This is a genomic window from Rhodococcus sp. NCIMB 12038, from assembly GCF_002165735.1.
Classification (GTDB): Bacteria; Actinomycetota; Actinomycetes; order Mycobacteriales; family Mycobacteriaceae; genus Rhodococcus_F.
In genome coordinates, this window is the sequence record NZ_NHML01000011.1 from 150,682 (window position 1) to 166,514 (window position 15,833).

11 protein-coding genes and 1 pseudogene are annotated in these 15,833 nt (G+C 65.3%); 3 read left to right on the forward strand and 9 right to left on the reverse strand.

Features of this window, described 5'->3' with window-relative positions:
• Window positions 1–6: 6 nt before the first annotated feature.
• Window positions 7–2,334, reverse strand: coding sequence for a LuxR C-terminal-related transcriptional regulator (locus CA951_RS18475; RefSeq protein ID WP_087558225.1), 2,328 nt, complete (start codon window positions 2,332–2,334; stop codon window positions 7–9).
• A gap of 514 nt (window positions 2,335–2,848) precedes the next feature.
• On the opposite strand from CA951_RS18475, the pseudogene CA951_RS44320 reads away from it, so the two are divergent.
• Window positions 2,849–3,259 (forward strand): annotated as a pseudogene (locus CA951_RS44320) (hypothetical protein); the annotation flags it as partial.
• A 268-nt stretch (window positions 3,260–3,527) separates the two neighbouring features.
• On the opposite strand, the gene CA951_RS18490 reads toward CA951_RS44320, so the two are convergent.
• The 7 genes from CA951_RS18490 to CA951_RS18520 all read right to left on the reverse strand — a co-directional run bounded on the left by CA951_RS18490 (window position 3,528) and on the right by CA951_RS18520 (window position 12,299).
• Entirely contained in the window at window positions 3,528–4,982 is a 1,455-nt protein-coding gene (locus tag CA951_RS18490; RefSeq protein WP_087558226.1) for an aldehyde dehydrogenase, read from the reverse strand.
• A 157-nt stretch (window positions 4,983–5,139) separates the two neighbouring features.
• Complete coding sequence (locus tag CA951_RS18495) at window positions 5,140–6,489, reverse strand: CdaR family transcriptional regulator (RefSeq protein WP_087558227.1); 1,350 nt, start codon at window positions 6,487–6,489, stop codon at window positions 5,140–5,142.
• Window positions 6,490–6,504: 15 nt separating this feature from the next.
• The gene (locus CA951_RS18500; protein WP_087558228.1) at window positions 6,505–7,701 is read right to left on the reverse strand and encodes an oxygenase MpaB family protein; all 1,197 of its coding nucleotides are present in this window, start codon (window positions 7,699–7,701) and stop codon (window positions 6,505–6,507) included.
• A 1-nt stretch (window position 7,702) separates the two neighbouring features.
• The gene (locus CA951_RS18505; RefSeq protein ID WP_087558229.1) at window positions 7,703–8,635 is read right to left on the reverse strand and encodes a fumarylacetoacetate hydrolase family protein; all 933 of its coding nucleotides are present in this window, start codon (window positions 8,633–8,635) and stop codon (window positions 7,703–7,705) included.
• A 42-nt stretch (window positions 8,636–8,677) separates the two neighbouring features.
• Window positions 8,678–9,877 (reverse strand): FAD-dependent monooxygenase, encoded by a 1,200-nt coding sequence (locus CA951_RS18510; RefSeq protein WP_087558230.1) that lies wholly within the window; start codon window positions 9,875–9,877, stop codon window positions 8,678–8,680.
• Complete coding sequence (locus CA951_RS18515) at window positions 9,874–10,935, reverse strand: cupin domain-containing protein (RefSeq protein ID WP_087558231.1); 1,062 nt, start codon at window positions 10,933–10,935, stop codon at window positions 9,874–9,876. The genes CA951_RS18510 and CA951_RS18515 overlap by 4 nt, the downstream gene beginning before the upstream one ends.
• A complete protein-coding gene (locus CA951_RS18520; protein ID WP_087558232.1) occupies window positions 10,932–12,299 on the reverse strand; it encodes an MFS transporter in 1,368 nt (455 codons plus the stop codon). The genes CA951_RS18515 and CA951_RS18520 overlap by 4 nt, the downstream gene beginning before the upstream one ends.
• Before the next feature lie 314 nt (window positions 12,300–12,613).
• Here CA951_RS18520 and CA951_RS18525 point away from each other — a divergent pair, with 314 nt between their 5' ends.
• Window positions 12,614–13,696, forward strand: coding sequence for an aromatic ring-hydroxylating dioxygenase subunit alpha (locus tag CA951_RS18525; RefSeq protein WP_087558233.1), 1,083 nt, complete (start codon window positions 12,614–12,616; stop codon window positions 13,694–13,696).
• Complete coding sequence (locus tag CA951_RS18530; RefSeq protein WP_087558234.1) at window positions 13,693–14,697, forward strand: PDR/VanB family oxidoreductase; 1,005 nt, start codon at window positions 13,693–13,695, stop codon at window positions 14,695–14,697. Before CA951_RS18525 ends, CA951_RS18530 begins: the two co-directional genes overlap by 4 nt.
• Window positions 14,698–14,730: 33 nt before the next feature.
• Here CA951_RS18530 and CA951_RS18535 read toward each other — a convergent pair whose 3' ends face one another.
• On the reverse strand, window positions 14,731–15,666 hold the full coding sequence (locus tag CA951_RS18535; RefSeq protein ID WP_179220233.1) for a MarR family winged helix-turn-helix transcriptional regulator: 936 nt from the start codon (window positions 15,664–15,666) through the stop codon (window positions 14,731–14,733).
• Between the last annotated feature and the right edge of the window lie 167 nt (window positions 15,667–15,833).

Sequence of the window (15,833 nt, forward strand, 5' to 3'; positions counted from 1 at the left end):
CTACGATTACAAATTCTCGCCCTGCCGCTGCGCGATGCTCCATGCCGCGATCTGTGCGCGGGAGGTGAAACCCAGCTTGGACAGGATGTGTTCCACATGGCCCTGCGCGGTGCGCTGCGAGATGACGAGCCTGCCGGCGATCGCCTTGTTCGTCAGGCCCTCGGCGACGAGTTCTGCGACTTGTTGTTCGCGCCGCGTGAGGCTCGTGGGTCCCGGCTCGATTGCGGTATCGGAAGGCCCGGTCTCGTCGAGGGCGTACGCTGCGGCGTCGTCGAACCGCATTTCGAGGCCCTGCCGGAATTCCGCCTCGAACGCGCGGTCACCGATCGCCAGGCGTGCCTGTTGCTCGAACCGGGCATGTTCGAGGTGTGCGCTCGGGAAAATGGCGCTCGGACTCCCCACCGTGTGAACAAGGGCCTCGGTGGCACCCATCAACCTGGCCGCGCGCCTCGAGGCCTCCTGATCCACCGCAATCCACGAGAGGAGCTCCATACATCCCAAAGCGCTGATGCGGTCGTCCACCAGCCGTGCGAGCTGCAGCCCTCGCGTGACCAGATCCTTCGCACGGGAGCCCTCGCCGCGCCGCCAGGCGCCCATCGCAGCACCCCACAGCGACCATCCGCGGTACACGGATTCGCCCCGTGACTCGGTGACCGCCAGGATCTCCCGCTGACAATCCTCACTCCGGGTGCGGTCTCCGGCCGCGTCTCCGGCCAGCACGAGACCGAGCAGCGACCACATCAGATACAGCAGGTTGCCGTCCTCCCGGAACACCGGAAGCGAGGATTCGAAGTACTCGCACGCCGCCGCGGACTCCCCGATGAACAGCGCATGCCAACCCGCGGCATCGGCCATCATCGCCTCGCCGACACGATCACCGACCTGCGCCGCCATCGCCGCTCCCCGCTCGGCATAGAGCGCCGACGCATCCGGGTCGCCATTGAGCCCGGACAGCGCACTGAGCACATACAACGCCTTGATCGGCTCCACACCGGGCGTGCCGCCGTGAACCGCCAGAAGCTGCGCGAGCCACCGCATACCCTCCCGTAACCTTCCCCGCACCCGCCAGTACGGGTACAACGCCGCTGCCATTCTCAGCCCCGCACCCGCCTCACCCGGACCGGTCAGGCAGAACTGCAGCGCCGCACGGATATTCGGCAGCTCGGCGTCGAGACGCTCCAGCCAGGCCACCTGCCGCGAGCTGATCCACTCGGACTCCGCCCGCAGCACCAGCTGTTCGTACCAATCCCGGTGCCGACGCAACAGCGATGCGAACTCCCCGGTCTCCTGCAACCGTTCCGTACCGTAATCACGCAACGTCTCGAGCAGCCGAAACCGCACCACCCCGACGGCCTCTTCCCGGATCAGGATCGACTTGTCGATCAACGACCCCACCACATCGACCACCTGATCCGCCCCCCTGACGTGGCCGCAGATGCCTTCGACCGCGTCGAGCGCGAAGCCGCCCGAGAACACCGCCAACCGGCCCCACAACTCCCGCTCGGCGGGCGAACACAACTCGTGACTCCAGTCGATGCACCACGCCAAAGTCTGCTGCCGAACCGGTGCACCACGACTGCCCATTGTCAGCAGCCCGTACCGGTCCGTCAGCCGTCGCAGGATCTGATCCTCCGACATCGCCCGCAGCCGCACCGCCGCCAACTCGATCGCGAGCGGCAGACCGTCCAGTCGACGACAGATCCTCGCCACCACATCCTGATTGTTCTCGGTGACCGCGAAGCCCGGGACCACCATCGCCGCGCGTTCGGCGAACAGGCTCATCGCCTCGTAGTGGTCGATGTCCCCTCCGGCCGGGGACGGGCGGTCCAGGTCCGGCATGGTCAGGGGCGGCACCCGATACACCGCTTCTCCCCCGATGCCGAGCGGTTCCCGGCTGGTCGCGAGAACCCGAAGTTCCGGGCACGCGCGGAGCAGGGAGCCGGTGAGGTCGGCGGCCGGTTCGACAAGATGCTCACAGTTGTCCAGTACGAGCAGCAGCTTCCGGGCCGCGAGGTACTCGACGAGCAATGCCTCGGGTGCGACGCCCCCGCCCTCGCGAAGCCCCAACCCCGACAGGACCGCGTCGACGACCGCACCCGGCTCCTGAACCTCCCCCAACTCGACCAACCACACACCGTCGTCGAACGCGCGCAGGGAGTCCGCGGCGACCCGCAACGCGAGCCTGGTCTTTCCCACGCCCCCGATACCCGACAACGTCACGAGCCGCGACACCGACAGCAGTCGGCGAACCTCGACGATCTCACGGCGACGGCCGACGAAACTCGTCAGTTCGTGGGGAAGATTCCCCACGTTAGCCCTGCCTCCGAGCGGCATGAACCGTCACCTTCTCACGTACCCCCGCTGACCACGGTACCTCCGCCGACCGGCCGCGGTCCGGAGGTTCGCGACCACCACCGGACACGACCGGCGGAGAAGGCGGTGTGTGGTTCATTCGGTGTTGCCGTACAACGAGCTTCGAGTCCGGAGGCGGCTCGCGTCCTGCCCTCGAATCCCGGACGAATTCGGCTGCAGCTCTTTTCGGCTCGCACACTGAGCCGCGGGCGCGCCGACCCACTCCCTGGGACAATGGCGCGACGACGAAGAAGGGCCGTCCGCCTGGACGTGTCGAGATCCGGTCGGTCCGTTCGTCATTTCTTCGAGACATCGTGACAGTGGTGATTGGAGGAGCTGTGCAGTACATGCTGCTGATTTACGACTGTGAGGGGCCCGAACCCGCCGATCCGGAGTTTCCCGAGGCGATGGCCAGGGTGAATGCGTTCGCCGACGAGGGTCCGATGCTCGCGGTAGACCTTCTGAGGACCGCCGTGGTTGCTGACCGCGGGCCGCAACAGTGCCGTCGACCGGCTACGGCGGGTTCACGGCGGCGAGCCTTCCCGGCCCCTCCCGCCGCGGCACCGTTCCCGCTCATTTGTTCGCGTATCAACTCGAGTACGGCGTCATTCCACGGCTGGGCTGGTCAGGGGCCGACGATTCGGTGCTGTGTCACCAATGTGACTTCGCCGGCTGCGTCAACCCGCACCACATGCGTCTGGGCACGAACGCCGTCAACCGCACCGAGTACCACCTGCGTCGGCGCAATCTCTCCAGCCCGCTCGCCGACGTCCGGGGCCCCGCCGGCCGCATCCGCGCAGTCGCCGCCGCCATCCGCACCGGACTCGCACGTAGTGACGACACCGACAGCATCGAAGAACGGATCCGGTGCGCCGAAGCGGCCGGGCTTCCCCTCACCCTCTGGTAACCGTCCACGGTGCCATCGGCTGCCGGCAAGTGTGCGAATCTCGGTCCGAGGGTTTCAGCCCCGGTGTGCGTGGCCAGGTATTTCGATCTGCGAGTTCTGACGCAGAGGCTCGGGCGGGCCAGAACTCCCGTCGGCCGTACTCCGAACCGGACGCGCAGATCTTCCTGTCGTCCAGGCCGGTTGGAATCGGTACGTGATGTTCAGATCGGGAACTTGGCTCATGCTCCGAACTGCGGAGCACGTGTCCCTGTTCAGAAGATGCGTGATCTCACGCGAACTGGTAAATCGACTTGAGTTGTTGGTAGGCGGCCAGCCCTTCGGGCCCGAACTCGCGTCCGAGACCGCTTGCCTTGATCCCGCCGAATGGTGCAGTGGGTTCGGGGAGGTAGCCGTTGATACCGATGGTTCCGGATTGTATGCCGGACGCCACGGACAGTGCCCGGTCGCTGTCTGTGGACCAGACACTGCCGCCGAGTCCGAAGTCGGAGTCGTTGGCAATGCGGATTGCGTCGTCGTCTCCGTCGTAGGCGATGACCGACAGCACGGGTCCGAAGATCTCCTCCCTGGATACGGTGGCGGTGTTGTCGATGTCGGCGAACAAGGTCGGCTTGACGAACCACCCTCGGTCGATACCGTCGGGTCGTCCCGTTCCCCCGACGACGACCCGCGCGCCCTCCCGGGAACCGAGATCGATGTAGTGAGCGACTCGATCCCGTTGGATGGAGCTGGCCATGGGGCCGATCAGGGTGGATTCATCGAGGGCGTCGCCGACCGGTGCGCCTTCGATCAGGGCGGCGAAGGTGTCGACGACCTCGGTGTATCGGGAACGAGGTGCCAGGACGCGCGTGCCGAGGAAGCAGACCTGGCCGTTGTTGGCGAGCGTCGCGGCGAACAGCGACTGGCCTACGTTGCCCAGGTCGAGGTCGGCATCGTCGAGGATGACGGCCGCGGATTTGCCTCCGAGTTCGAGGGTGACGGGACGCAGGAGTCCCGCGCAGGCCTGAGCGACGGCTTGTCCTCCGGCGGTGGACCCGGTGAAGGCGACCTTGTCGATGCCGGGATGCGAGACGAGGTAGGCGCCGAGTTCGCGGCCACCGGGGACGATACTGACCACGCCGTCCGGGATGCCGGCGGCTTCGGCGGCCCGGGCCAGTAGAAAGGCATCGAGAACGGTCTCCGGGGAGGGCTTGATGACGATGGTGCAGCCGGCGGCCAGGGCCGGAGCGAGTTTCGTCATCGTCAGCGTCTGGGGCACGTTCCACGGGATGATTGCGGCGACAACACCGATCGGTTGACGGCGGACGATCGTCGACTTCACGAACAGTCCCTCACGGAGCTCCTCGACGGGTTGGCTCCGGATCAGGTTCGCGTAATACCGCAGCAGGGTGGGCGGGAAGGTTGCTTCGAGCTGCCTGGCGATAGCGATCGGCATGCCGTTCTGCTGAGAGATCGCGTACAGGATTTCTTCGCCACGCTTGTCGTACTCGTCGGCGAAACGATCGAGGATCTCGGCGCGGCGGTGGGCGGGCCACCGGGACCATCCGTGCGGATCGTCGAATGCGCTGCGGGCCGCGGTGACGGCCGCGTCGACGTCTGCTGGGGCGCCTTCGGGGACCGAACCGATGCGCTCTTCGGTACTGGCCGAACGCACCTCGATCCGATGAGGGCTCGACGGTGTAACCCATTGGCCGCCGATGAACAGGGAGGAGTGATCGATCGTCATGTGTTGTGCTCCTTCAGGACGTAGGGGATCTACATCGCGGGGGGTTCACCCGGGGAAACGGTGTGATGTAAACAACAATGGAGGCAGTGCGAGCCGTGGTCATTGGCTCGGCAGTCCAAAGTTCGGTGTAGATGTTGTACGCGAGCTGCCCTGGCTGTCAGGGCAGCAGCACGTGGGTGCCGAAATAGTCGGCGAGTAGCAAGGCGCAGTACAGTTCGGTTCGCCGTTGTGAAATGGGATGTCCGAGAGTGTCTTCGATGCGCCGGATTCGGTAGACGACCGTGTTGCGGTGGACATGTTGGGCGGTGGCGGTGTGTACGAGACTCTGATTCGACTCGATGTAGCTGCGCAGCGTCGACCGTTGTTCCGCGGCCGCGGCGTCGGACCGCGCGAGGGGACCGAGGCGGGCGCTGACAAACCATCGGGCGCGTTCGAGGTCACTGCCCAACAGGGTCACCAGCCCCGTGGTGTCCCAGCTGGTGACGGTGTCGCTGGTGTGGGAAATTCGCGCTGCCGCGGCCGAATCTCGGGCCTGCCAATGGGATTGTCGGAAACCCTCGGCGCCGGCGCAGACCGGCCCGTACGCGACACGGACGCCGGGCACCGACGGTCGTAGACCATCGAGGTTCGTGACCGTATCGGGTGTGGGGACACAGGGGAAGCTCAGCCACGCCCACATCTGCCCGTCGTCCACGGGCACCGTGAGCAGGGTGTTCTCGGGAAAGATGGACGTTATCTGTCTGGCAACGCGTTCGAGTTCGTAGCCGGCGGCTATACCGGGAAACCACAGCACGAGCGCCAAGTGGTAGCGGGTGATATCGATGCCGAGCTGGGATTGAACCAGTCCGGTGTCGACAGAGCTCGATCCCTCACACAGCCCCTGTACGGTGGCGCGGCGCCAGGCGAGTTGGCCGGCGAGAAGTTGTTCCCGTTCGGCGAGGTACTCGGTGATGAACGTGTCGACGACCGCATCGAAGACGCGGGAAGTGATCGTCAGGATCTGTTGCAGGTCCGGTGACGCCGGGACACCGCCGATGACGTCGAGAAAAACGCTGACCCAGTGTTGTTGGACGATTCGCATCGCATCCACGATCAGTCGGACGTGGACTCCGCGGCGGGCGGCGTCGCGGGAAAACCCCCGATACTCGTCGGTGAAGCGTGTCAGTTCCGTCCCCCCGACCAGCAGTCGGCAGATCTGCAGCAGGGTGCTCTCGATCGCCCGGGCGATACTGTCCACCGGCAGGTCGGGAACCCCGGGATAAAAGGCCTCGATCATCTCGACGGTGCGCGCCGATTCTTCGATCGCCCAGGCGACTACCTGTGGCGGCAGAGCCTGGCAGGCGTCGACGATTTCGGAATCCGGTAGGACCGAGCACTTCAGGGCGTCGGACGTCGTTGTTGCCGGAGCCAGTGCCCGCACCGCCGATATCACTGCGGCGCTCGGCGGTACACCCTCGGGGTCGAGGGGGCCGTGCGTGAGTGAAGTCGGCGGTGGCGGGTCGATCATTGGAGATGCTTTCTGTCAGCCGGTCGCATTGGCCTTGCGGGCTTCGACGACTTCGATCGGTTCGCTCACCACTGCCTGGCCGGCCGGGTGGGGGCACTGGCCACCGCCCCCGAGGGGCGAGACGGCTGCCTGGTGGTCGAGGCTGCGCGCGACCGCCTTCCTGCGGCGATGGATTTCCGGCAGTGACTCCTGTGGATCGGGCAATACCTTCTCACTGAGGGTCAGACCGAATCGGACGCCGAGCCGTACCAGCTTTCTGGTGATCGGGCGCGGGCGGGGCATGTTGTGTACGCGCAGGACGGTGTCGTTGTACATCGCAAGGACGAGCGTACGGGCCAAGGGGTGCAGTAGTCGAGGGAAGTAGCGTTCGGCGAACGGACCCAACATGCGTTCGGTGACGTCGGCTCCGAGGGGATTGTCCGGCCAGTTCTTCCCCTCGTACTCGTCCATGAAGGCGTTGATTCCCGCGAAGTCCTCAGGGAACCCGTGCAGTTCGGCGCCGCTGTCGGCGTTGACGAACAGCTTCGCCATCCGAGACCAGAATTCCCAGGCTGCCTGCTGCTGTTTCTCGCTGATGCCGTTCATTCCCAGCTTCAGGCGCAACCGGTGCATCAGCGCGGCTTCATAGCAGAGGGTGTAGATGTAATCCTCGTTGTAGCCGAAGTTTCCGGGATACTTGCGGGCGTAATACTTGTGGAGGTTGTTCAGAGACTGCACGGACCGTTGGGTCTTGATGTCCGACGGGCCGTTCTCCCACCAGACCAGCATGTGGCGTGTCGTGTCATCCATGCGGCGGTTGGGATCGGTGTAGACCTTGCCGGTTCCCTCTCGCAGCACCGCCTGGGCGCCTCGCTGCGGAACGATGAAGTTCGGGAAGGTGATGGCGTAGATGTAGTCGGCAAGGAAGTCGTTGATGTAGTAGATACTCGACAGCTTCCAGATCGTCTCGTAGTCGGTCTTCGGATCGAGCTTCTCGATTTCCCTGGCAATCCACTTGTAGGGTTTCGTGCGTGCCATTGCCCCACGTTCTCCTTCGATTCTCACTTCGGAAGGGCGGTGGCTGGTCCCACTGCCGCCGAAGTTCGTGGTGTGATGGAAGCAACATTTCCCTGTTTTCGGGCGGAGATCATTGGTGGTCCGATACGAAAAGCACCGCTCGTTCGGTACCCCCGATACAGCCCGGCCACCGGCATGCATCGGGGGTCCGGCCATATCAGGATCCGGTGTCGACCCGATTGCGGACAGGGGTGATGTCGGCGGGGGGTTTGGGGCCGCGGGTGGCGCCCTTCGTCGGGCAGGGAACGGCGCCGGTGGCCCTGACGTTCACGGACAGGGTCCCGATCCGGTCGATGGTGACGGTCACGGTGTCGCCGTCGTGGATCTGACCGATTCCGGCGGGGGTGCCGGTGGTGATGATATCGCCGGGATGCAGGGTCATCACCGAGGAGGCGTAGCTGATCAATTCGGGAACGCCCCAGATCAGGTCCTTGATGTCGGCATCTTGGCGGAGGACGTCGTTGACGCGGGTGCGCAGCTGTAGCTGTTCGAGCGGTCCGACCTCGTCCGGGGTCACCAGGTAGGGGCCGACCGGGGTGAAGGTGTCGAAGGACTTGCGGGTGGAGCGGTCTTCGCCGCCGCGCATGGTGATGTCGAGTAGGCAGGTGTAGCCGGCGACGACGTCGAGAGCATTCTCGGCGGAGACGTTTTCGGCGGTGCGGCCGATGACGAGTGCGAGTTCACCCTCTTGGTCGAATCGGCGGTCGGTGTAGGGCAGTTCGATGGTGTCGCCGTGGCCGATGACCGACGACGGTGCCTTGAGGAAGACTCCGAGGGAGTCGATGTGATAGTCCTCCATCATTTCCGCCTGGTGGTCGCGGTAGTTGACCGGTGCGGCAATGACTTTGGTGGGGTCGGCGACGAGAGGGGACACCGCGACCGAGTCCAGGGCGATGCGCTCGAGGCCGGCCAGGTCATTGTCGTGGAACTGCAGACGGCCCCCGGTGGCGTGCAGTAGTCGGCGAATCGGGCTCAGGCCGGTGGCGTCGGTGCCGGCGGTCAGCGGTGCGAGGTCGACGAGTGTGTCGTCCGCGATCAGGGCTCCGACGGAGTCGTGGCCGGTGGCAGTGCGGTAGCTGAGGATCTTCATGGGGTTCTTTCTGTTGGTGCGGCGATGCGGTCGCCGGATCGGTCAGGCGCGCAGCGGCTCGGTGTCGGTGGGGCGTTCGGCGTAGAGCCAGTCGAGTTCGGAGTAGTCGTCGGCGGCACGCGTGCGGAAGACGCGGTTGCGCAGCGCGAGCATGGCGGGATCATCGGTGTGCCAGGTACGACCCCACGGGCGGGCGACGGTCTGGCATCTGTTGGTGACGGGGACGCGCAGTTCTTCGTATGCCTTGAACGCACGTGGCGCGTCGCCCGGGAAGGCCGCCAGGGCCCGGGACAGGCTCAGCGCGTCTTCGAGTGCTTGGCAGGCGCCCTGTCCCAGGTACTGCAGCATCGCGTGCGCGGCGTCCCCGATCAGGACGGTGTGAGGCGTGCTCCAGGTACTGATGGGGTCGCGGTCGAAGACCGGCCAGGCCCGACTGGTGTCGATCTGGGTGACCGCGTCGCGCACGGCTTCACAGGCCGGGGCGAACATCTCGTCGAACTCGTCTTGGCTGCCCCAGTCGTCACCGCCTTGGGCGTAGCGGGGACTCTCGTACACCGCGACCTGGTTGTAGAGTTCGCCGCGGCGCACCGGGTACTGCATCAGATGGATCCCGGGGCCCATCCACAACACGACGTCGTCGGTGGAGACGTCGGTGCGGACCTCGGCGATGTCGATGGCTCCGCGGTGCGCGATGTGTCCGCTGAAGACCGGTTCGGAGGTGTCGAGGAGTTGCCGGACCCGGGACTTGATGCCGTCGGCACCGATCACCACGTCGGCGGTGTACTCGTCGCCGTCACCGAAGGAGACGACCGCACCGGTCGCGGTGTCGGTGACCGCCTGGACGGTGCGGTTGTTCTCCAGGGTGACCAGTGGTTCCTCTTCGCAGGCGCGCAGCAGGATCGACAGCACATCGCTGCGGTGAGCGACCAGGTACGGGTGACCGTAGCGGGTGAGAAACGGTGTCCCCAGGTCCAAGGTCGTGAGAATGTCCCCGGTGTAGGCGTCGTGCACGATCGCGCTGCGCGGGTGTACGGCGATCGCGGAGAGTTCGTGGAGCAGGCCGAGGCGGTCGAGGGCCCGGGTGGCGTTGGGCCCGATCTGCAGACCTGCCCCGATCTCGGTGAACGCCGGAGCTTGTTCGACAAGCTGCACGGGGCGGCCGGTGCGAGCGAGGGCGAGGGCGGTCGCCAGCCCGCCGATACCTCCGCCGATGACCAGGGTGTCGAAATGGGTTGTTGTCATGATGGATTGACCTGCTCACTGCGGTAGAGCGAGAGCGCGTCGAGGACGGGCGCGTCGCTGGTGGTGAAGATGTCGAGGTCTCGGTCGGCGTGCACCCGGTGGGTGGCCCACGAGGGGACGACGAAGATGTCGCCGGCGGCGAGAGTGAAGCTTGCCTCTCCGATGTCTACTCGCCCGCTGCCGTTGAGAACCGCACAGACTCGAGAGCCGGTCTGTCGATCGGTCGGTGTGCTTGCGCCGGCGAGGAGTCGGCGCATCTCGCAGCGCAAGGTCGGCATGACGTCGCGATCACGGGTGGGATCGCGGAAGCGTAGTTGCGCGTGACCGGTGTCTGTCAGTTCGAGCATCGCCGACAGCGCCGCATCGGTATCGGCCCATCGGTAGACGACCAGGGGGGAATGCGGCGAAGCGTGTTCGGTGATATCGCCGCCGACAGGGGCAAGCCCCGGTCCTTGGCCGTAGAGCCGCTCCGACCGGGACCGTGGGGCGACGCTCTGATCGGCGACCTCGCTCGGTCCCTCTTCGAAGAAGACCGCATCGAGTCCGGCGACGATCGGCAGATCGAGGACATCGAGCCACATCATCGGCTTGCTGCCCGGGTTGTGGTGCTCGTGGAACGACCAGGCCGGGGTGAGGACCAGATCGCCTCGGGACATGGTCACGGGATCGCCGTCGAGAACGGTGTAGACCCCGTCGCCGTCGAGGACGAAGCGTAGAGCTGCCGGGGAATGCCGGTGCGCCGGAGCCAGCTCGCCGGGTTGGAGGAACTGCACCGCGGCCCACAAGGTCGCCGAGATGAAGGGCGCACCGTCGAGACCCGGATTGGACAGGGCCAGGACCCGTCGATCCCCTCCGCGGTCGATCGGTACCAGCTCACCGGATCGTTCGGCGAGCTTGGACAACTCACCGGAGCTCCACCGGTGCGGCACGGTGGCGACCGTGGGTGTCTTGGTCAGCAGGCCCCGCATCTCCCACAGCGGTTGCAGATCATGTGCGGCGATATCCGCGTAGAACGCGTCCAGCTCGGGATTGTCCGCGGTATAGCGTGTGGTTGTCATCTCGTCTCACTTACATCAATGGCGGGTCGGGGACCCTCGGTCACGGGGCGGGTTCGGGGCCGGGAAGGCGCGTCGAGGCCGTCGGTGGCGCTCTCGCGCAGGAACAGCAGCGCCAGGAAACTGACCGCACCCAGCACGGCCATATAGGCGGCGATCAACGTCGAGGTACCAGTCGCGGCGTACAGGGCCGTCGCGATGATCGGGGCGAGGGCGCCGCCGAGAATGGAGCCGACCTGGTAGGCGAGGGAGGCTCCGCTGTAGCGCACTTCGGCCGGGAACAGCGCTGCCACCAAGGTCGCCTGTGGGCCGGCCATCCCGGCGATACCCGCCGTGCCGACCGCGAATGCCAGCAGGATCAGTGCCGGTGAGGCGGTGTCGACGAGCAGGAAGAACGGGAATGCCCACGCGGTCACCAGAAGAGCGCCGGCGAGGAACACCGGTTTGCGGCCGATCCGGTCGGCGGCTACTGCGGCCACCGCGATCATGATCAGCCAGACCGCGCTGCCGAGCACGATCAGCCAGAGCATGGTCTCGCGCGGCAGCTTCAAAACCTGGACACCGTAGGACAGCATGTAGACCAGCACCAGGTAGCCCAGTGCGGGGGCGGCGATCGACGCCGCGCAGGCGAGCACCAGAGCCTTGCGATGCCGACTGATGACCTCCACGATCGGGCTCCGGGACAGGTTCCGCTCTGCCTTGGCAGACACGAACGCCGGGCTTTCACCGATCTTCAATCGCAGCACCAGACCAGCGAAGATCAACACCGCGCTGAGCAGGAACGGCACCCGCCACCCCCATGAGGCGAATGCCTCGGGTGCGACGGTGGCGCTGACGAACAAGAAGACCAGGTTCGCCGCGATGATTCCGGCGGGAAGACCCATCTGTGGGAACGCCCCGTATAGCGCACGGCGGTTGCGTGGGGCGAACTCCACGGCCATCAGGACGGCCCCACCCCATTCGCCGCCGACCCCCAGTCCCTGGATGAAGCGCAGGACGACCAGCAGGATCGGAGCTGCGATCCCGATCGTGGCGTAATTCGGCAGCACACCGATGGCCACGGTGGCCGCCCCCATCAGCATCATCGACCAGACCAGCATCGACTTGCGCCCGACACGGTCGCCGAAGTGCCCCATGACGACCCCGCCGATGGGACGTGCGATGAAACCGACGGCGAACGTGGCGAATGCCGCCAGCGTCCCGGTCAACGGATCGGCGGTGGGGAAGAACTGTGGTGCGAACACCAGCGCCGCAGCGCTGCCGTAGATGAAGTAGTCGTACCACTCGATGGTGGTGCCGATGAAGCTGGCGGCAGCGACGCGGCGACGCTCGCTGGCAGTCGGCGACAGCTGTGACGGATCGGGCATAAGAACTCCTCGACGGGAACGTAACCAAATTAGTCCGTATACGTACGATTACGCTAATCCGGTTCTCGCGTGACTGTCAACACACCGATTCCGGAGGTCGACGTACGCCGCGCGGCGCAGCCGCAACACGCCATGCATGGTCACTACTGGCCTGTTGAGCGCATCGGATGGCAAAACCTTCTCCGATCACCACCCTCCAGACGCGTTGACCCAACGGGCCGATGCGTTGTAGCGTCCATCACATCGCATTTATTACGTATACGGATTGATAGCACTGCTGGCGAGAGCCGAATCCGAGTAGAGGAGAAGGACCGATGTCTGTCATCTCTCACGACAGTTCCCAGTTCACCGACATCGCCGCTAGTTCCTGGCCGATGAATGCCTGGTACGTCGCAGCATGGGATCACGAAGTCGGACGCGCGTTGCAGCCCTGCAATGTCGCGGGCCGCCCAGTCGTGGTCTACCGCACCACCGCGGGTGAGCCGGTCGCACTGGCCGACGCCTGCTGGCATCGGCTGGTGCCCCTGTCGATGGGCACGCTCTGCGGAGACGAAGTGCAGTGCGGGTACCACGGGATCAGATACGACCCGGACGGCAAGTGCACCTTCATGCCGGCCCAGGAGACCATCAACCCGAGCGCGGCCGTCCAGTCGTATCCGACGGTCGAGCGACACCGGTTCATCTGGGTTTGGCCGGGCAATCCCGCCTTGGCCGATCCGGATCTGATCCCGGACTTGCACACCAACGACGATCCGGACTGGGCCGGGGACGGCTCCGCAATTGCCGTCGACGCCGGATATCAACTGGTACTGGACAATTTGATGGACTTGACTCATGAGGAGTTCATCCACACCTCGAGCATCGGCAACGAGCACCTCTCGGTGGCCCCGTTCGATACCGAGCACTCCGAAAACGCGGTGACGGTCACTCGATGGATGCGCAACATCCCGGCGCCGCCGCTCTGGCAGTACATGCTCAACATCAAATTCCCCGACTACCAGGGTCCGGTGGACCGATGGCAGATCATCAACTACCTGGCACCGTCGACGATCGCCCTCGACGTGGGCGTCGCCATCGCCGGAACCGGTGCACCCGAAGGTGATCGCAGCCAAGGAGTGAACTGTTTCGTCCTGCACACCATGACCCCCACCGGCCCGAAGACCTGCATGTATCACTGGGCCATCACCCGCAACTTCGCGATCGACAAACAGCGAGTGACCAATGAACTCCGCGAGGGCGTGGCAAAGGTGTTCTTCGAAGACGAGACCATGCTCAACGCGCAACAGTCGGCCATCGACGCCAACCCCGGCTACGACTTCTACAACCTCAACATCGATGCCGGTGGCATGTGGGTGCGCCGCACAATCGCCAAGATGATTGCCGAGGAACGTCAGTGAGCGCCACCTCCCAGCGACGTTGGACCACCGCCACCGTCATCGCCGCCGTCGACGCCGCCGACGGCGTACGCAAGATCGTCCTCGAATACCGCGATCCGATACGAGACCCGATCGAAGGCAGCCACCTCGACGTCGACGTCCATATCGAGGGCCGCACCGAGGTCCGCTCCTACTCGATCGTCGAACGGGACAAGGCGAACCCCCGTCGCCTTGCCCTCGGGGTGCACCGCGCACTCAACTCCCGCGGCGGATCGCGCTACATGCACACGCTCACCGCCGGCATGACGCTACGCACCACCCAGCCCCTGAACAGTTTCCCTTTCCGGCGCACCGCCGGCCCGGTGCGATTTCTCGCCGGGGGCATCGGAGTGACCGCCGTGATGTCGATGGCCGCCGCCGCCCGCGCCAGGCCTGCCGCCCCCGGAAGCGACTACCACCTCACCTATGTCGGGCGTGCACCATCGGTGATGGCCTTCCACGACGAGCTCGCCGAACTGCACGGCGAGGCCCTGACGGTGCACCACAGCGACACCGACGGGCTCTTCGACGTTCCCACCTTCGTCGCCGGCTGCCCCCGCGAGAGCATGCTGTACCTGTGCGGACCCATCGGCCTGCTCGATGCGGTCCGCACCGCCTGGGTCGGCGACGGACGAGCCCTGCGAGACCTGCGATTCGAAACCTTCGGCACGACAGGTAATTTCCCCACCGAGTCCTTCACCGTCACCGTGCCGGCGCAGGGTCTGGAAGTGGTGGTGCGCGAGGATCAGTCCATCCTGGAGGCACTCGAGGCCGCCGGGGCCGAGATGATGTTCAACTGCCGCAAAGGAGAATGCGGACTGTGCCAGGTCGACGTCCGGGGCGTACGAGGGCACATCGATCACCGAGATGTGTTCTTCAGCGATCAGCAGCATGCCAACGGAGCGAAGCTGTGCACCTGCGTGACTCGGATCGCGCGTGCAACCGGTGCCGAAGCGCCGGCAGTGACACTGCATCTGCCCTGACCAATCGACAAAGACCGGCTCCCCGGTCGCCGATCAGCCAGCACCGACCGGAAGCCGGTCCACCGGATCCCGCTCGATCAGAGCGACCTGCTGCATCAACGAAACGAATCGATCGCGTTCCCGCGCATCGAGCGCACACAGGAGCTCGTCCTGCACCTGCTCGACAGAGCGAGTCAGATGCCGCATGGCCGTCACCGCCGGCACGGTGAGGTGGATCCGCATCCGTCGGCGGTCCCCCGGATCCCGCCGACGGGTGATCCAGCCCTTCTCTTCCAGCCGGGCCACGATGTCCGTCACACTCGACGAATCCAACGAAGCACGCAGACTGATCTGCGATTGATCGACCGAATCCGTGCCCGCAGTAGCGGCAGCGGTGAGTACCGCATACTGCGGGCTGGTGAGGTCACCGGCGAAGATCCGGTTCCACACCGCAGCATGCACCTGCTGGGCCCTCCGAATCAGGTATCCGGGTGTGGTACTCATCTCCAACACATCAACACTGCGCAATGGCGCAGTACTTACGGTCGACTCGGCATCGGGGAACGCCACCCGTTGCAACAAGTCGATGAACTCCGGCCGATCCCGCTCCACCAGCGGCTGCAACAACAGACGCTGCACTTCGGCCGCCCCTGCGGTCAGCTCAGGTAGGCGGCGCCGAGCATCCTCGGTGAGCACGAGCAACCGGCGCCGCGCATCGGCAGGATGGCGTTGCCGAGAAATCCACCCCTTCTTCTCCAGCCGGGCGAGAACTCCGGCCACAGTGGATTTGTCCAGCGAGGCGAGCTCTCCGGCCAACTTCTGGTCGACTTCCGGCCACCCGGCCACCGACACCAACGTCGCGTACTGGGGACCCGTGATGTCCTCGTCGATCTCGCGCGACCAGTAATCGGTGTGTACTTGCTGAGCCCGGCGCAGCAGATGTCCCGGCGCTGCAGAAAAACGCAGGGCAAGAGGGTCTTCATCTGCCACGCCATCACCTCCCATCTCGCCTCAAACTGCTTATCCATACAGTATTGCGCTGATGCGGACTTCGTTCACGGCCCGCCGGTCCGCATCAGCGAGGTCGCCAATCACTTAATTTAGTATGTATGCATACTAAATGCTGGCATGTGAAGCGGACGCTGAGATAGGCTTCG